Origin of the sequence: Pseudoteredinibacter isoporae, from assembly GCF_011602085.1 — a bacterium.
Classification (GTDB): Bacteria; Pseudomonadota; Gammaproteobacteria; order Pseudomonadales; family Cellvibrionaceae; genus Pseudoteredinibacter; species Pseudoteredinibacter isoporae.
The window spans coordinates 1,061,610-1,078,707 of sequence record NZ_JAAONY010000002.1 but is presented as its reverse complement, the minus strand read 5'-3'; the positions used below and the strand labels follow the sequence as shown (position 1 = coordinate 1,078,707).

Here is a 17,098-nt window from a genome sequence, read left to right as displayed (position 1 = left end):
CGCAAAGACTTAAAAATGATACTGCGCTGTTAAGCTGAATTCCCGTCCGCGATTATATATGCCTTCATAAGTCTGGAAGGCATCACCGATGATTCCTGTCATCAGGTACTGCTCATCGCTGATATTTTTCAAAGCCAACATGAGTTCCCATTGTTCATCGGAACTGCTCCAGTTCAGATTGGCATTGATCAAATCATAGCTTGGTTGGGCAATCAGTTCGGTATTGAAAGAATCCATATATTCCTTCGAGCGATATGACCAATCGATGCGGGCACTCAGAGTGCCGGCGTCGGCGAGATCCCAGTCATGATTGATCGCCAGGCTGGCGGTTTTTTCCGGTACGCGTTCGAACTCGTTGTCCGGGCGGATAAAGGTTTCGTCAAAGGATATGTCATCGTAACGGGCATTCAGGTAGCCGTAGCTCGCTTCGATTAACCAGCTTTCCGCGGGCAGCCATTGCAACTCCAATTCCCAACCCGTGATCTTGGCTGAGGCCGCATTTTTGGTGACCGGGGCGACACTGGTAAATACTTGCACCTGTAAATCGTCATAGTTGGTATGGAACACAGCACCGTTCAAGCGCAGGCGACCGTCCAGGCCCGAATACTTAGCGCCGAGTTCATAAACTTCCACAAATTCGGGTGCAAAATCCGGAATCAATTCCTGATCGCTGGCACCTGCTGGCGCTGTAAAACCGGCAACCTGAGGCGGGAATACGCGTTGGGTAAAGCCACCCGACTTAAAGCCTTCCGAATAACTGCTGTAGACCATCAGTTCTTCGCTGATATGAAGGCTGGCGTTGATCATTGGGGTGAGTTCGGAAATCGACTGGCTATCGGTGGCCAGAGGTAACACTCTTGTACCAACCTGCATAAAGGGGGCGTCAAGCAATGGGTGACCTGAACCGGCAAAGTAATTATTTAAAATCACCTGATCGGGAGAGAAGGATTTATCTTCCTCGGTGTAGCGCAAACCCATGGTTAAGCTGAACCAGTCGTTGGCGTTCCAGGTAGCCTGGCCAAAAGCGGCTTTAGAGGTGTTTTCAAAACGGCCGCCACTGGTGAAGTTGGACATCACGAAGTCGAGTGTGTTGACGTTGTTTCCGTCTTCATTGAAATAGTAAAGACCAAAGATCCAATTCAGGGAATCGTCAAAGTGATTGCCGAGTAACTGAAACTCCTGGGTAAATTGTTGTTGTTCCAGAGTATCGTGGAACTGAGATACCCGATGAGGAGAATGATCGCCATCGCGCGCGAATGTGGCATCGAGATCGCGCCAGGCCGTAATGGATTTAAAGCTCAGTTGATCAGTGATGTCTATGCTGACGTTCAAATTACTGGCCATAAAATCGCTGTCAGAAAACGCCGGTGCTGTTCCCAGGTTTCGATCGCTCCCGACTTGGTAACGCAGATCGTAACAGCCAGGTACCGCGAGATTGATGGGCATATCCGGGGTCGCACAGGGAGCGCCATTTGTTGCGCCAGCGGCAGCGTTGGCGCCAACATTATGGATCACGGCCATTGGTGGTGTTTCAGGGTCGATCGGATTGCCAAGATTGATTCCAAGCAGAGTCATGGCTGGACCATTTTCCCGATCCTTTGAGAATTCTACGGAAAAATTCACTTCGCTGGCGTCGCTGGGCGTCCACAGCACATTCAATCGTCCGGTTTGAGTATTGTCATCCCCGAGGTCCAGGCCATCACTGCGTTGTACATAGCCATCCTGCTGCATGTCGGCGAAGGAAATTCGGCTCAATACATTTTCGCTTAGAGGAATGTCGACACTGCCTTTGATTACCCGTTTACTGTCAGTGCCCACGGTGGTACTGATTTTCCCGGAAAACTCTTCGCTGGGCTTTTGACTGGTGATACTGATGGCTCCGCCGATGGTGTTTCGACCAAACAGGGTTCCCTGTGGGCCTCGCAACACTTCGACCTGGGCAATGTCTACCAGATCCAGGATCGCTCCGACACTGCGAGCAATATAAACGCCATCGACATAGAGCCCAACGCCTGGCTCGGTGGTGGGAAGAAATTCTTTTTGTCCCACACCGCGAATATAAATGGAGGCGGCGTTTGAAGCGCCGCCAAAACTGGGATTGCTTTGGAAGCTCATATTGGGGCTGTAGGCGGCGATGCCATTAAGCTGGGTCATGCCACGCTTCTCCATGCCTTCGCCGCTAAAGGCGGTTACGGCAATGGGGGTATCCTGCAAACTTTCTTCGCGCTTACGGGCAGTCACGGTGACTTCTTCGATCTGCCAGTGTTTACCCTCCTGCGCGAAAGAGGGCGCGCTTGTCGCAAACAAGGCGCCGCCACAGAGCAAGCTCATGGTGATGCTTGCAGAGTTTGTCTTTACGGATTTTGGAAGCGCAGCTTGGATTGCGCCGGCTAAGTTTTTTGGCCGTGGGCTCATAATCATATCCTCGGGCATATCATTATTGTTTATTGTCTTGAGCCTGAGTTTGAATACTTCACATGTAATTAACTATTCGCTTTTTGCAGAGGATATGCAGAAAGTGCTAGGCGATTCATTGTTCCTGAATATTGAAATTCATCTCTTATTCCCTGGTGTCAAGAATCCGCTTGCACTGCATAACTGAGTCATTTTTCGCATATCAAAGGAATGCCCGCTGCCAATAGCATGGTTAGCAAGAGTCGACGTGACATCTGGCCGAGATTCCGTCTGGCCAACTTGGTGCAATGAGAAAGAGATAAAGATTATGCCCAGTACCGCACAGGAAAACTTCACTATTGATCCCATGGCGTTTCGTCAGGCGCTTGGCAGCTTTGCCACCGGCGTGACGGTGGTAACCGCTAAAAGTGATTCGGAAGAATCCAAGAACATTTATGTAGGCACAACTGCCAGCAGTTTTAACTCGGTATCTCTGGACCCACCTCTGGTGCTTTGGAGTATTGATAAGCGCGCCCGTAGCTTGCCGGTGTATGAAAATGCCGAATACTTTGCTGTGAATGTTCTGGCGGCGGATCAAGTGTCGCTGTCCAATCATTTTGCACGTCAACAGGACGATAAGTTTGCAGGCATTGAGTTTGAAACCGGTATCGGAGGTGCGCCTCTGCTTAAAGGCTGCGCTGCACGGTTTCAGTGCCGGACCTGCCATGTCTATGAGGGCGGAGATCACCTGATTATTGTAGGTGAAGTTTTGGATTTCGACACCAGTGGACGCAAAGGTTTAATGTTTCACTCCGGACGTTATGTCGTATCGAGTTTTCACCCCTGTAATCAAGATGCCCGCGAAGAGGCGGATCAAAGCCCGGCTTTTGTCGATGACTATCTGCATTATCTGGTGGGCAAAAGCTTTGAGCATATTATGCAAAAACTCAAAGTCGTACTCCGAGAGCAAGGTTTGGATGAAAACGAATTTCGAGTGTTGGCTTCACTTGGTGGCGTTTCTGGCTGCACGCTGGAGGAACTGATTCACAACTCGATTCTTTCTGAAGATGAAGTTAATGAGCATCTGCGTCATCTGGAAACGCTGGGTTTGTTGAAGCGAGAGTACACGGAAGAGGAAACCCGAATTCATCTCAGCGAGGCTGGCGAACAACGATTGGAGCCTATGTTAAAAGCCGCCAAAAGTAATGAAGCCGATGCCCTGGGCGTATTTACAGCGGAAGAAGCCCGACAATTGAAAACATCTTTGAGAAAGCTGATTGCCTGGACGGTATAAACGAGCAGCTTTCAGTACAAACAATACTCCTGATCAGAATAAAGAGGAAAAACTATGCGTGGATTACAAGGCAAGGTGGCAATTGTTACGGGTGGTGCTGCCAGTATTGGTGAAGCGGTCAGTCGAGCGTTATTAGGGGCAGGGGTCAAGGTGATGATTGCGGCTCGCAGTGCGAACGTAGGTGAGGCTCTGGCGGCCGAGCTTGGAGAGTCGGCGGCCTTCACCGCAACAGATTTGCAGCAGGATGATGATATCAAGCGCCTGGTGCAGGCCACTCTGGAAACCTTTGGTCAGCTGGATTTTGTGATCAATGTGGCGGCGCTTTACGCCGATGAGGGCATCAATTCCAGTCGACAGCAATGGCGGGATACCTTTGATACCAATATTAATGGCCATGCCATCTTAGTACGGGAAGCCTATCCCCATTTGTGCAAAAGCAACGGCGCCGCAGTGGTGAATTTTGGCAGTATCTCTTCCAATATTGCCCAGGCGGACCGCTGGACTTATCCCGTATCCAAAGCGGCTGTTCACCAGCTGACCCGCAATATGGCTTTGGATCTGGCCAAGGATAAGATACGTGTAAACACCGTTATGGCCGGCATTACCTGGAGCGTGCCGGTAGCGGGTCTAACTGAGAACAATCGCGAGATTGCGGATCAGGTTTGCGCCAACTACCAGCCATTGGGCCGAGTAGTGGAAGCGGAAGAGGTGGCTGATGCGGTGTTGTTTCTCTGTTCTGATCACGCGTCTTTTATCACTGGTGCCGAGCTGCCTGTGGACGGAGGTTACTCGGCCTTGGGGCCGGAAGCTTCAGAGTCCTGTATGGTCGCGATGATGCGCGCAGTGGAGGAATCCAAGTCGAGTTAAGTCTTGTGCTTATTATGACCCACTTCGTCAAACCCACCTCGTGTGGGTTTTTTTATACCTGTGATTCTAAAATGGAAAAACCGCGATCAGTAAACGGCCTTCTTAAACGTCTCTGAGGGTGATTCGCCATAGACCTCTTTGTAGGTCACAGAAAAGCGGCCTAATTGAGTAAAGCCCCAGCGAGTGGCGATAGAAGTTACGCTGTCACCGTTTGCTGCCAGCAAATCCTTGCGAGCATGTTCCAGACGAAGCGCGCGTAAATAACTGAGAGGGCTTTGGCCGCGGAATTTGCGAAAGCCCTCGTGCAGGGAGCGGGGACTCACACCGGTTTCACGCACAAGATCATCGATGGTGATAGCCTGGGTGATGTGATTGCGGATGTATTCCTCGGCTTTTTTAACATGGGCCGGTGCAATGGATTGCCCCTTTGCCTGCAAAGCCTCGCTGTAATTGTGTTGCTGGGCATGTAACAACTGGGTAATGATCAACTGTTCCATATGTTCTGCGGCCGGACTGCTGCTGATCGGACAGCTGGACTCAAACTCGGTCAGCATATAATCAATCAGTCGCCACCAGGCGCGAACCTTGGGTTGTTCGCCTTTCATCAGTAGATCAAATTCAAGCGGTTGATTAAGAGGCCTGGCAATCATCGCAGAGAGTTGTTGTTCAATGGCCTGCCGGGAAATCTGCACCATCAATTGCTCACAGTTATCGCTCCAGCGCATGGATAAATGTTTATTGGGCGAGGGAATCGATGCGCAATGTTCGGTGGAGATAACACTCTGTTTGCCAGAATTGATTTCAGCCCAACCGCTGAGGGGGAGCTGTATCAGGAAAAAGCGATCCAATTCACCGGGTTCGATCTCAACTTCATTGCCGTAACGCATATAGTTGAGCGAGATTTTATTCATTTTGGCGTGGTGGTGGCGGGCATTCAGGCGGCTGCCTCGGGCCATGCCCAGCTTGTGGTCGCAATAGACCTTGGCCACCTCGGCTCGCACATAGTCGAGGTTGTCGGAGTGGAAAAGCTCATGTTTCGGTAAAATGATCATCTCGGCGGCCGTCTTATTATTGTCTAAGGCTTTTTTGCTATTCTGGCAATATACCCATCCGATTCCTCCCTGACCAGTTCTCCCGGCACCGAAATCATGGAATCCGGAGTTTTTTGCATAATCCCTGCGTTTTTTGAATAGCCATTTTTTTCCTTTGTTACTAAAGGTTATTAAGCGCTTGGCACTTATAGCCTTAAATTACATGTAAGATAAATTTTATTTCGATGGATGTAACCATTTTGGCCGGATGGCTCGTCTAAGCCAGTAATGAAAAGTCATTAGAAGAGCTAGAGACAACCTTATGAAACTACGTCGTTGTACAAAACTTGCCGCTATCGCCCTGGCCGCCGTTTCACTTTCTGCCTGTCATATCCATCTGGATCTGGAAGGTGAGGATTGGGCTTATGAATCTGGTCGTATCAAAGGCTCGGGAAATAAATCGACCCAGAGCATTGATATTGGCGACTTTGAAAAGCTGCGTTTAAATTCCTCCGCTGATGTCACCATCCGCTTGGGTAAATCCCAGCAGATAACCCTGACCACCGACGATAACCTGTTGAACAATGTGAGCTTCACCATCAAAGGCGACACGTTGGTCATTGGCAGTGACAAGAGCTACAGCACACGCATCGGTACCAAGATTGATATCGAAGTACCTGAACTGGAAGCCGTGAAGGTCTATGGTTCCGGAGATATCGACGTTCGTGGTGATGAGCCCATGTCGGATTTTGCAGCCCGCATCTATGGTTCCGGTGATATCAATCTGGACGAAATGAATGTTGGTGGATTGCAACTGGAAGTGAATGGCAGCGGAGATATTGTTGCTGACGGCAGCGCGAAAGATCTGAAAATTAAGGTCAACGGCAGTGGTGATATTGATGCCTTGAACATGGAAGCCAAGCGAGCCCAGGCGCGGGTAAACGGTTCCGGTGATATCGTGCTGAACGTTTCTGAAGAGCTGAGCGCTGGCGTCTCCGGCAGCGGCGATATTCGCTACAAAGGCTCGCCGAAAGTCTCTGTTCGCGACAATGGCAGCGGCGACGTTCGTTCCATCTAAATAAGGTGGAAGTGAAAGCATAGTCGATCGGGAAGGGGGCAATCAGCCCCCTTTGTTTTGTTTAGCCAATCAGGGATTTCGCCAGCAGATAACCGGAGCCGCCACCCAAGCCCGGCCCAGGGTGCGTCGATGCGCCGATATGGTAAACATTACTCACGGGTGTTTGATGATTCTTCAAGGCTTTTAAAGGTCGCCAGAATAAAAACTGATCCAGGCTGCAAACGCCGGAATAGGCATCGCCATGCAGTAAGTTGATGTTGGCGTTTTCTAAATCTTTAGGTGAGTAAACCACACGTTTCAGCATGGCAGATTTTAAGTTAAAAATATTGGCGCTGAGCTGCTCAATAATCCGATCGGCATAAGCTTCACGAACCTCTTCATTCCACTGACCGTCTTCCGGGCAGGAAATCGTACGGCGCACATCACCTTTGATGGTTTGGGGGATTTCCTGTAACTGAATCCACAAGATCCATTTGCCATCGGGAGCGCGGCTCTGATCCAACGCGACAGGTTGGCAGACGACGATGGTAGCCTTGTCTGGCATCAGTCCGCAATCGGCTTCGGTCACGGCTTTAGAAACGGCATCCAGACCTGGCGTAACATGAAGCATAACCACCTCCTGCATAGCCGGGTCCTGCCATTGAGCGGGTTCGTCCATTGCGATATGAATCATCATCATGCCGCGGCCATAACGATAAGCCGCCGCCTGCTCGATGACTTCGCGGGGCAAACAACTTTCGGGGAGCAGCTGTTGATACAGAGCGGTGGGAGTGACATTGGCAATCACCCCGTTTGACGCAAAAAAACGATCACCGTTGCTGCACAAGACACTGCTCGCTTTGCCGTTTTTTAATTCGATATGGCGGACGTCCTGTCGGGAAATAAGCTGGCCACCGTGTTCTTCAATCAGGGCTTTGTAGGCATCGACAATGCCTTGATTGCCGCCTTTCACAACCGGATTACCCGTTTGCTCAATGCTGAAGGCCATCACCTGATTCATTAATCCTGAGAAGGACGATTCCGGACCGAGGCCGGCGTGCAGTACCCAGGGGGCGAGCATGGCGCGAGACACAGGAGATTTGAAATCGCGTTCCAGCCAGCTGCGAGTGTTGGCCATCGCGTCAGCAACGAAGTTGAGCATGCCATGTACGCCCAGTTTCCAGCCGTATTTCAGTAACAACTTCAGTGTTGAAAAACTCCACAATGAAGAACCCAGCAGGCCAAACACCAACTCGGCTTTTTCTTCCAAAGCTTGCATGGCCGCTTGATAGCGATCGCCATCGCCCGGGCTGAGGGCATTCATGGCGGCAATATTGCGGCTTCGGTCTCGGTGCAATACCAGGCTTTGGCCATCAGGCAGCACCACACCCGTTGGGCTGTCATTGTTGCAGTATTCCAAGCCCAGGCGGTGTAGATCTTCCCCAAGCTCGGCATAGGCCGGTGAGGAAACCACCAGTGGATGCACCGCGGAAAACACTTCATGTTTAAAACCAGGCAGGCTGATTTCTTCGGTTTTAATGCAGCCACCCAGATGGTCATTACGTTCCAGAACTGTAACTTTATGTCCGGCTTTGGCCAACAGGGCAGCACACACCAATGAATTCATGCCACTGCCAATGATGATGTAATCACTGCTGTGCATAGAAAGTTTCCTCATTCGTTGTCGTTATTCTCTGCCGTTTAACATACCTATGCGCACCGGAATTAAGAACCGATATTTAAGCTGGAATCGGGATTTATGCGCGGTCTGTACAGGCCCTGCGCAGGGCGCATAGTTTTCCCGACTTGGGCCACGTTAAATAAAAAACATGAACAGCTACTGAGTCATTTTTTAATCGACTCGGCGTTGAATAACAGAGGAAATAGCGATGAGAAAAATAACGATCATTGGTGCAGGGCAGAGTGGTCTGCAGCTGGGCATTGGCCTTTTGCAAAACGGCTATGAGGTGAAAGTCATCACCAATAAGACAGCCGAAGAAGTTGCGCAGGGCCGGGTTTTGTCGAGCCAATGCATGTTTGATATGGCCTTGCAAAACGAACGCGATTTACATCTCAATTATTTCGATCAGGATTGTCCCTGGGTGGATGGCATCGGTTTTAAAATCAAGGATACGCCCATCGCATGGCAGCATCGTTTGGATAAACCTGCGCAGTCTGTCGACCAGCGAGTGAAAATGCCGGTCTGGATGAAAGCCTTTGAAGAACAAGGCGGTGAGTTGGTTATTCAGGAGGTGGACGTGAATGATCTGGATCGCCTGTCGAAAGAATGTGACCTGCTTATGGTTGCGTCCGGCAAAGGTGATATTGGAAAAATGTTTAACCGCGATCAACAGCGTTCCAGTTTTGATAAACCCATGCGAGCCCTGGGCCTGACCTATGTAAAAGGCATGAAACCCCGTGACGATTTTTCCGCTGTGGATTTCAATTTGATTCCCGGTGTCGGTGAATATTTTACCTTCCCGGCACTGACTACATCGGGTCCTTGTGACATTATGGTTTTTGAAGGTGTGCCCGGTGGTCCAATGGATTGTTGGCAAGGGGTAGATTCGCCTGATCAACATTTACAGGTGAGTAAAGATATTATTGCTGAGTTTGTGCCTGGGGATTTAGAGCGCATCAAGGATATCGAGCTTACCGACGACAACGGTATTCTTGCCGGACGTTTTCCTCCAACCATCCGAAACCCGATTGGGCGTTTGCCTTCAGGTGGTATCGCCTACGGCATTGCTGACACGGTTTGTTTGAACGATCCAATTACCGGTCAGGGGTCGAATAATGCGAGCAAATGTGTCGCTGTTCATCTGGCCAGTATTCTCGCCCACGGAGAGCAGGCTTTTGATGAAAAGTGGATGTTAAAAACGTTTGATAAATACTGGAGCTACGCCCAGTGGGTAGTGTCCTGGACAAACGCCTTGCTGTTGCCACCGACAGAAAAAATGGTTCAGGTTTTAGCGGCTTGTGGCGAGGACGAGGCTCTGGCGCAGCGCTTTGTGAATGGCTTTGATGATCCGCGTGATTACTATCCCTGGTTTATGGAGCCGAATCAGGTGGACGTGGCGGGGAATTGGGCTTAAGCGTTGACCGGCAACACAAAACGGCCGCGTAACTGACCATTTTCATACGCGGCCTCAACAACGGCGCCTTCGAGGCGGGCTTTTTCTTCGATAAGTTGGGCTGGTACTTTCAGCTGAATACTGGGCTCAAGGTCGAGGGAGTACAGCGCATACCAGCGCGAGTCACTCTGTTGGATATGTCTGGCGCCGGGCAGTCCCTGACCTTGCTCGACCACACCGATCACCCGAAATTTATGCCATTGTATCTTCGTCTGGGCCAAAGGCCTGCCTCGTTCTTGTTCAGCTTTTAGCCAATGTAAACGAACTGAGTTTTTTTTCAATCCATGGGCGCGCTAGAGCCACAATCGTTGATCGGGTATAAAAACCTTAGACATAAAAAACGGGCCGCATGGCCCCGTTGTTGCTTGTGCTGGCTGAAAGCCTGTTTTTCAAAAACTCAGACATCGCTCCACTGGAAATTCTGGTAGTCGTCGCGCAAATCTTTTTTGCTGAGTTTACCGGTAGCGGTGTGCGGCAGGTCATCCACGAACACGCAGTCTGCGGGAATCCACCACTTCGCGACTTTGCCGTCAAACCAGTCGAGCATTTCCTCTTTGCTGATGTCTTCGCCTTCTTTCACTACGGCGACCAGCAGTGGGCGCTCGGTCCATTTGGGGTGAGAGACACCGATCACGGCCGCTTCGGCAATTTTCGGATGATCAACCGCACAGTTTTCCAGCTCGATGGAAGAGATCCACTCGCCTCCGGACTTGATGACATCTTTGGTGCGGTCGGTAATCTGCATCAGAGAATCCTGATCCATAAAAGCTACATCGCCGGTTTCAAACCAACCATCTTCAGCGCCGCCGGTATCCAGTTTGTGGTAACGCTCGGTAATAAACGGACCGCGAACCTGCACTGCACCGGAGGATTCACCGTCCCAGGGCAACTCTTTGCCATCGGCATCGACAATGCGCAAATCGACACCGCAGATTGGACGTCCCTGGCGCAATCGATGGGTGTCGAATTCTTCTTTGCTCATCTTCTCATGGGCATCGTCGTTGACACGGTTATAGGTGCCCAGAGGGCTCATTTCCGTCATGCCCCAGGCGTGCTGCACGATGACGTTGTAGTTGTCTCGGAAGGCGTCGAAAATTGACAGCGGGCAGGCCGAGCCGCCTACGGTTACGCGATTCAGGGTGTCGATGGTTTTGCCGCTTTTTTCCAGGTATTGCAGCAAGGCCAACCATACGGTGGGGACGCCCGCAGAACAGGTAATCTTTTCAGAGTTGATCAGTTCGCACAGGGTTTCGCCATCACCCATTTTCGGGCCAGGCATCACCAGCTTCACGCCACTCATTGGTGCGGAGTAGACCAGACCCCAGCCGTTCACATGGAACATGGGAACAATCGGCATGGTGATGTCATTGCGCGACAGGCCGAAGGCATCGGGCAGTGAGCTGGCGTAGCAGTGCAGGATGGTGGAGCGGTGGCTGTACACCACACCCTTTGGATTACCGGTGGTGCCGGAGGTGTAGCAGATAGCGGAAGCGGAATTTTCATCCAGTTCGGGCCAATCGAACTGATCGGATTCACCAGCCAATAGAGTTTCGTAGCAGTGCACGTTGTTCAGACTGGTTTCCGGCATATGGGCTTCATCGGTCAGGATGACATAGCCTTTTACACCGGACAGCTTGTCTTGCAGGCGTTCTAAAGTGCCGACAAAGGCCACATCGATAAACACCCACTGATCTTCAGCATGGTTGATGATGTAGTCGATCTGCTCATCAAACAGGCGTGGGTTAACGGTGTGGCAGACCATGCCCGAACAGGAGATGGCGTAGTACAGCTCAAGATGGCGATAGTCGTTCCAGGCCAGGGTACCAATCACATCGCCTTGCTTGGCGCCGAGTTTGGCCAGGGCATTGGCCAGCTTGCGCACGCGGGCGAAAGCGTCTTTATAGGTGTAGCGGTGGCGGGGGTTGTCCGCCGTTATCGACACGACCTCAACATTGGGATAAACCTTATCCGCAAAGTTCATCACCGAGGTAATGTTCAGGGGCATATTCATCATCGTGCTTTGCATGGGGTGCTCCATTTTATTGTGTTCGTAAGGCTTGTTGGTCCCAGGTCAGCTTGAGTCTCGCACTTTATTCTGCCCTTGGGGAGTGTGGGCTCAAGTATAAATTCAAACACTTGTTTGATGCCAGCATGGCAGGGCGCAAAAGTTTTACATTTTGCGCCGCTTTCCTCAGAGGGGTTTTCAGCTGTGCAGATACGCCGCTACTGAATAATTTTTATAACGTCTCCCGGGCGAGGCTCGCCGGAGGGATAGTAGCCATTGATGATCCGCAGAAGGTCGGCACCGTTGCGTCCCAGGCGAGCCTGTCGTGCGAGATCGTCAAATCGGGTGCGGCTGTTGGCCTTAACAAAATGCAGGGTCTTATTGGGCTGGCTGGCTCTCTGGCGGCGTTCCGGTCGGAAGCTGGTGATGATATCCATGACTTCTTTATCTTGCTCAGCGCTCAGCTTGGGCGACTGCCAGGCACTGCTGAGGGTGTAGACCAAGCTACCTCTACTGATCGCGGCAATACGCTGTTGGCCCTTTGAGGCTTCGTCGATAATGCCACTGTGGCCGGAGAGGCCTTTTAAATACAGAGGCTCGGATTGGCGCAGCAGTTTGACCTTGAAATGCTGGCGCAACCAGCCTTCGATATCCTGGCCTTTATTGCGCTGCAAACCGATGCTGAGCTGACTTACGCCGTTCTCATCCTTTACTTCGATTTTCTTGCTCTGTTGTTGCACGGTCCAGCCATCGGGATAGGCAAAGCTGAAACCCAGGCTGCTGTGGCGATAACGCTGTTCTTTGGGTTTTTCTTCCGATTCGGCACTGGCCTGAGCGGTGCTGCCAACGGTTGCTTCGCTGTTATTGCCGAAGACCATCCCGTTTATCGCCTTGCGAAACTCCGCAGTATTGCTCTCACCTTCGTCGGCGTTCGCCGTGTTGATGAGTTTCTGCAATCGTTTGTCGCTGCGCGGGTGGGTCGAGAATACTCCGTGATAGGAAACGGCCTTGCGTCCGGAAGCACGGGCCTGCCTCTTTTGGTAGACCTCATGGTCTTTCAGAATGCCAATCACCTCGAACATGGCTTTGGCCGGGTAGCCCGCTGCACTGAGATACTTGGCGCCAAAGCCATCGGCTTCCAGCTCCATGTCCCGACCATATCCGCTCACCGCTGCAGTAGCGTAAAGCCCGGCGGCTTCTCCCACTTCCGCGCTGCCGGTCAATATAGCCGACACGATCGACAGTGTCTTGGCGCCGGCTTTGGCGCTTTCCTGACGGATTGCATGGCGAGCGGTAACGTGGGCGATTTCATGACCGAGAATGGCGGCCAGTTGGGCTTCGTTTTCCAAAAAGGCGATCAAGCCGCGATTGATATAGATATACCCACCGGGCAGGGCAAAGGCGTTCACCTGAGGGCTGTCGACAATAAAGAACTGGTATTCAATATCGGGTCGGTCACTCACTGCCGCAAGCTTTTGGCCAATGCCATTCACATAGGCATTAAGTTTCTCGTCCTGATACAGCGGCGTGGATTCCAGAATTTTTTCGTGGGCTTCACGGCCTTTTTTAATTTCGCTGGCTTCCGAACTGAACACCACATCGGCTGAGCCAGTGGCGGGATTTACAGAGCAGGAAGAGAGTTGAAGCATTCCACAGCTGATCGCCAGACCAAGACCGATTTTTTTGTACATCGTATTGAGCATCGGTTTTACTCCTGTGCGTCGCCCGGTGAACCGGAAATAAAGATTTCTCGTAACTGGGACCCCAAACCTTTACAGGCATTGCTCTGGACTCGGGCTAGCAAGGGAATGGGAACCACCAGTGCTGGCATGTAGCTGGTGCCTTTGGCATCGGCGCTGACTTTGGCCACAAGGCTCTGCTTTTGATAGTCCCAGACTGAGGCCTCGTAATCGGATTTTTCATCCCAGCTGCCAAAACCGAAACAACCGCCACCACCCGGGCCAATGGCGCATCCTACGGAACCACTGGAGTTGGTGGTTTGGGTGTTGCCATCGACCCAGACCAGATAGCGCAAATTAAAATCATTAATTTTTTCTTTCAATTTGGGTTCTTTAATGAGTGTAGCCAGACGCTTGGGTTGCATGGGCGCCATGCGCGGTTCAAACCAGGGATAGAGTTCGTCGACAAATTGTTTCTCGGGTATCACCGTCACACCGCTGTTGTTGGATGCGATGGTTTTGGCCACGCAGCTGATCAAATCGGGTTCGGTTTCGTACTCGGGAGAGTGGCGTCTTCCGAGTACCACAATGCGATCGTTGTTACCGAGTTCCGCTTGGGCGTTCTGGTATTCGTCGATGGTTACTGAGGTGCAGGCACTCAAGGCGGCAAAGGAAAACAGCGTGATAAAAAGCTTAGGAGTTTTCATGTTTTGCCTCCTCTTTCTTTAATTCTTTTTCCTTTGGTTCCGGGAGTTCATGTGCAGCTTCTTTTTTGAGAGTTGTTTCTTCCGGTGTGCGTGGCGTAAATTCAGCGGAGGGGTTATTTCGTCGTTCCATCCAGTCTCGCAGTTCTGGAACACGTGCGAAATTCAAGGTGAGGTTGGCACCCAGGTCACGTAAGGCAACAACAATCGCTTCATTCATGGCATCCTCATCGGATTGCATAAATCCGGAAGGCGTTTTGCCGTAGGCGGTAACAAACCAGTCGGCCAGCAGCTGCCCATCACCTTGATACAGCTGCATGTTGTATTTCATCCAGACTTCAAAAATTTTGCTGCGTGATTCCCGTGGCAAGCTGTATTGAAAATCGCTCAGGTTCGGCTTGATAACAATATCGACACCGGGAAGCTGAAATGATTCCGATTCCGGGTCGGGACTTTGTCCGGCCCATTGCTGAAAGAGGGCGGGAAGCAGAGTGTCGAAGAATGCTTGCTGTGCAGAACCGGTCTGGATTTCCCATTTGTCCCGGTCGTCGCTGCTTTCCGTATAGTTATGCGCGAGCAGCTCCGGGCTGTAATGGGCTGCAGCGTGCAGAGGCATAGGGCTGGACAAAGGGCTTGGGAACTGCCCCTTGACGGTCAATTGACTGTTACAGGCCGTTAGCGCAAGGCTAAGAAGGCACAGTATGGGTACGGCACTATTGGACTTCATGAATCACTCTGCTCCACCATATAGAGATACCCTTCCTTTGCTCTATTAATAGCACAATTCATTTTTCTTGTCTGGCTTTGTTATTGTTATTTTGAATCTTGTTTCGACTTTGTTACAGAGTTATCGATAATCGTTTAGACCTACAAAAGTGCCTCCGTTCTCATAACTCAGGGCGCGCATCAGGGCTGCAAAACGATAGGCACTTTGTTGCTCGCTGACTGGCTGGCTAAACAGCACCGGGAAGCCCACAGCGTGGATGCGTACACGACGTTCACCCGTGCTGTCGCCGGCATTCAGTCTTTCTACGGTTTTGAGCACCCGGCGGATCGAACCACCGGAAAAATCATCTCCGAAAACATACAAACTGATTTTCTTATCTTGGGCATAATACCGACGAATGGCATTTTGAATACCTTCGACAGGGCTGGAATTACTGAATGGGTTCCAGCTTCGCAACCGTTTGATAATCGCTTTGCGACGGGAAGGGGAATCGGGAATCCACTGGCCGCGATAGCTGCTGAACATATAATTGCCCATATCGTTCATCACCTGAATGCCTTTGACTTTGGGGTAAATATTCAGGGTGGCAATCAGTTCGTCAATGACTCGCGGCCAGGCGTAATTGTACATACTGCCTGAGGTGTCGATGATAAAAATAATGTATTCGCTGTCGACCGGAATACCACCGACCAGACTGTTTTTGGATTGATGGTCGCGACCGAGGAGGCGTTCCATTTCCTCGTTAAGATCCTGACGGGCCAGTTCCAGGCGAGCGCGAATTTTATCGTCGGCGGCGGATGCGTTGGCCAGTTCCACTAACTCACTTTCCAGTTTTTGGCGTCTGGATTTTAAAATCGCAAGACGAAGAGTTTCTTCATCCAGTTGTTCGGTTTTGGCGTTCAAATCTCGATTTAAAATGCGGGTTTCACCGCGAATCTCGAAGAGTTCCTGTTGCAGCTTTTTCAATTGCCCCTGCTGCTGAACTTCGCTGACTTCCAGCGCGCCGGGCAACGAGGTCTTGGTAATCATCAGTAGGAGAACAATGGCACCAAAGCCGCAGCATATAACGTCCAGAAACGAGACATTAAAATCTTCACCTTGGCGATCACGACGTCTGGAGCTACTCATGGCCAATCCTTCGATGGGCTCATAAACGAGCCTTTGCTGCGTTGGGCGAGCTGCCAATAGGCTGCAGCGGCTAATGTGTCGCCTTCCATTGGGGCGAGAATAATGTTCATGGGAATACCACGGGGCAGTGCACCGACCGCCTGATTATACAAGCGCATACGGCCGTTACCGTCGATGGTTTTTCCTCTCGGTGGGCTTTTGCCCTGAGTGGGCAAGCCGTCGGTGATTAAAAAGACATTGTCGGGCAGTTGGCGAAATTCCCCCAAGCTGCTGAATGCTTTGATCAGGCTGGTGCCCTTGCTGGGGGTGACATCGCCAAGGGCGTCCAGCGCCTGCTGTAGCTGGCGACGATTACTGACCGCCAACCACTGGCTTTTGGTATTGGGCAGCAGCGGTTTAACTTCAGTATTAAAGGTATAAATCTGGTACTGGCTATTGACGGGAAATTTAGCGACCAGCCATTCTACGGTAGCCACCGCTCTTTGCCATTTTGCTGCTGCTCTTTGCTGTTCGGGGCTCATGTTTCGGCGGCGAATAATGTTAACCAGCGTTTCGTCCAGCATACTGGCCGAGGCGTCCAGCAGAATCACAATGCGCTGACCACCCAGTTTCAGGCCGGTTAAATACTGGCGGTTACCCTGGCCAGTAATCTCCCGCAGATCATTGCCGCGCTCGTTTTCTTCTTCGAGTTCCTGTTTACGCTGCTGGAGGCTTTGAATTTCTTTTTTGAGTTGATCGAGCGTCGCTTCGTCGGAAGTGCCGAGGTCCGCCAGGCGAGTGCGAGTGGCTTTAATATCTTCATTGATCTGTCGTGCAAGCCCCTGAGCTTGCAGCAATTGTTGATCAATATCCGACACACTGTTACGTGCCCGTACGCGCAAATCCTTGGCCGCTTGGATATCCTCATTGAGCATATTCACTTCGGCGCTAAGTTCGGTAGGATTTTCCAGTTGCTGGCGATCAATGTCGTGTTTGATGATAAGAAAAATCAAGGCTACGGCGCCAAAGCCGCAGGACATGATATCCAGGAAGGATAAGTTAAAGGTTGTGAACTTGCGCTTGCGAGCCATGGCTAACC

At 51.2% G+C, this 17,098-nt stretch carries 14 protein-coding genes; 4 read left to right on the top strand and 10 right to left on the bottom strand.

From position 1 onward, the window contains the following. Nucleotides 1–9: 9 nt before the first annotated feature. Nucleotides 10–2,415 (bottom strand): TonB-dependent receptor, encoded by a 2,406-nt coding sequence (locus G8768_RS13280; protein ID WP_243749498.1) that lies wholly within the window; start codon nucleotides 2,413–2,415, stop codon nucleotides 10–12. 307 nt (nucleotides 2,416–2,722) lie between these two features. On the opposite strand from G8768_RS13280, the gene G8768_RS13275 reads away from it, so the two are divergent. Further along, a complete protein-coding gene (locus tag G8768_RS13275; RefSeq protein ID WP_166845950.1) occupies nucleotides 2,723–3,688 on the top strand; it encodes a flavin reductase in 966 nt (321 codons plus the stop codon). 54 nt (nucleotides 3,689–3,742) lie between these two features. Further along, a complete protein-coding gene (locus G8768_RS13270; RefSeq protein WP_166845955.1) occupies nucleotides 3,743–4,555 on the top strand; it encodes an SDR family oxidoreductase in 813 nt (270 codons plus the stop codon). Between the two features lie 86 nt (nucleotides 4,556–4,641). Here the strand turns inward: G8768_RS13270 and G8768_RS13265 are convergent, their stop codons facing one another. Then, nucleotides 4,642–5,607: an AraC family transcriptional regulator gene (locus G8768_RS13265; RefSeq protein ID WP_166845959.1), complete on the bottom strand. Its 966-nt coding sequence runs from the start codon at nucleotides 5,605–5,607 to the stop codon at nucleotides 4,642–4,644. 301 nt (nucleotides 5,608–5,908) lie between these two features. Here G8768_RS13265 and G8768_RS13260 point away from each other — a divergent pair, with 301 nt between their 5' ends. Next, on the top strand, nucleotides 5,909–6,664 hold the full coding sequence (locus tag G8768_RS13260) for a head GIN domain-containing protein (RefSeq protein ID WP_166845963.1): 756 nt from the start codon (nucleotides 5,909–5,911) through the stop codon (nucleotides 6,662–6,664). Nucleotides 6,665–6,725: 61 nt separating this feature from the next. Here G8768_RS13260 and G8768_RS13255 read toward each other — a convergent pair whose 3' ends face one another. Then, complete coding sequence (locus G8768_RS13255; RefSeq protein ID WP_166845967.1) at nucleotides 6,726–8,306, bottom strand: phytoene desaturase family protein; 1,581 nt, start codon at nucleotides 8,304–8,306, stop codon at nucleotides 6,726–6,728. Between the two features lie 226 nt (nucleotides 8,307–8,532). On the opposite strand from G8768_RS13255, the gene G8768_RS13250 reads away from it, so the two are divergent. After that, nucleotides 8,533–9,738, top strand: a complete 1,206-nt coding sequence (locus G8768_RS13250; protein ID WP_166845970.1) for a styrene monooxygenase/indole monooxygenase family protein — start codon at nucleotides 8,533–8,535, stop codon at nucleotides 9,736–9,738. Here the strand turns inward: G8768_RS13250 and G8768_RS13245 are convergent. The 7 genes from G8768_RS13245 to G8768_RS13215 all read right to left on the bottom strand — a co-directional run bounded on the left by G8768_RS13245 (nucleotide 9,735) and on the right by G8768_RS13215 (nucleotide 17,090). Next, on the bottom strand, nucleotides 9,735–9,998 hold the full coding sequence (locus G8768_RS13245) for a hypothetical protein (RefSeq protein WP_166845973.1): 264 nt from the start codon (nucleotides 9,996–9,998) through the stop codon (nucleotides 9,735–9,737). The two genes, G8768_RS13250 and G8768_RS13245, sit on opposite strands and share 4 nt — an antisense overlap. Nucleotides 9,999–10,174: 176 nt before the next feature. Next, complete coding sequence (locus G8768_RS13240) at nucleotides 10,175–11,803, bottom strand: long-chain-fatty-acid--CoA ligase (protein ID WP_166845977.1); 1,629 nt, start codon at nucleotides 11,801–11,803, stop codon at nucleotides 10,175–10,177. Between the two features lie 197 nt (nucleotides 11,804–12,000). Further along, complete coding sequence (locus tag G8768_RS13235) at nucleotides 12,001–13,485, bottom strand: M48 family metalloprotease (RefSeq protein ID WP_243749497.1); 1,485 nt, start codon at nucleotides 13,483–13,485, stop codon at nucleotides 12,001–12,003. Nucleotides 13,486–13,490: 5 nt separating this feature from the next. Further along, a complete protein-coding gene (locus tag G8768_RS13230) occupies nucleotides 13,491–14,168 on the bottom strand; it encodes a hypothetical protein (protein ID WP_166845981.1) in 678 nt (225 codons plus the stop codon). Next, on the bottom strand, nucleotides 14,155–14,892 hold the full coding sequence (locus G8768_RS13225; RefSeq protein WP_166845984.1) for a hypothetical protein: 738 nt from the start codon (nucleotides 14,890–14,892) through the stop codon (nucleotides 14,155–14,157). Before G8768_RS13225 ends, G8768_RS13230 begins: the two co-directional genes overlap by 14 nt. A 120-nt stretch (nucleotides 14,893–15,012) precedes the next feature. Beyond that, on the bottom strand, nucleotides 15,013–16,020 hold the full coding sequence (locus G8768_RS13220) for a vWA domain-containing protein (RefSeq protein ID WP_166845987.1): 1,008 nt from the start codon (nucleotides 16,018–16,020) through the stop codon (nucleotides 15,013–15,015). Then, complete coding sequence (locus G8768_RS13215) at nucleotides 16,017–17,090, bottom strand: VWA domain-containing protein (protein ID WP_166845989.1); 1,074 nt, start codon at nucleotides 17,088–17,090, stop codon at nucleotides 16,017–16,019. Before G8768_RS13215 ends, G8768_RS13220 begins: the two co-directional genes overlap by 4 nt. Nucleotides 17,091–17,098: the final 8 nt, after the last annotated feature.

Coding starts and splice junctions, on each gene's coding strand:
- G8768_RS13230 (WP_166845981.1), bottom strand. CDS start 14,168: ATGAAAACTCCTAAGCTTTTTATCACGCTGTTTTCCTTTGCCGCCTTG.
- G8768_RS13220 (WP_166845987.1), bottom strand. CDS start 16,020: ATGAGTAGCTCCAGACGTCGTGATCGCCAAGGTGAAGATTTTAATGTC.
- G8768_RS13240 (WP_166845977.1), bottom strand. CDS start 11,803: ATGCAAAGCACGATGATGAATATGCCCCTGAACATTACCTCGGTGATG.
- G8768_RS13280 (WP_243749498.1), bottom strand. CDS start 2,415: ATGAGCCCACGGCCAAAAAACTTAGCCGGCGCAATCCAAGCTGCGCTT.
- G8768_RS13265 (WP_166845959.1), bottom strand. CDS start 5,607: ATGATCATTTTACCGAAACATGAGCTTTTCCACTCCGACAACCTCGAC.
- G8768_RS13225 (WP_166845984.1), bottom strand. CDS start 14,892: ATGAAGTCCAATAGTGCCGTACCCATACTGTGCCTTCTTAGCCTTGCG.
- G8768_RS13270 (WP_166845955.1), top strand. CDS start 3,743: ATGCGTGGATTACAAGGCAAGGTGGCAATTGTTACGGGTGGTGCTGCC.
- G8768_RS13275 (WP_166845950.1), top strand. CDS start 2,723: ATGCCCAGTACCGCACAGGAAAACTTCACTATTGATCCCATGGCGTTT.
- G8768_RS13260 (WP_166845963.1), top strand. CDS start 5,909: ATGAAACTACGTCGTTGTACAAAACTTGCCGCTATCGCCCTGGCCGCC.
- G8768_RS13255 (WP_166845967.1), bottom strand. CDS start 8,306: ATGCACAGCAGTGATTACATCATCATTGGCAGTGGCATGAATTCATTG.
- G8768_RS13250 (WP_166845970.1), top strand. CDS start 8,533: ATGAGAAAAATAACGATCATTGGTGCAGGGCAGAGTGGTCTGCAGCTG.
- G8768_RS13235 (WP_243749497.1), bottom strand. CDS start 13,485: ATGCTCAATACGATGTACAAAAAAATCGGTCTTGGTCTGGCGATCAGC.
- G8768_RS13215 (WP_166845989.1), bottom strand. CDS start 17,090: ATGGCTCGCAAGCGCAAGTTCACAACCTTTAACTTATCCTTCCTGGAT.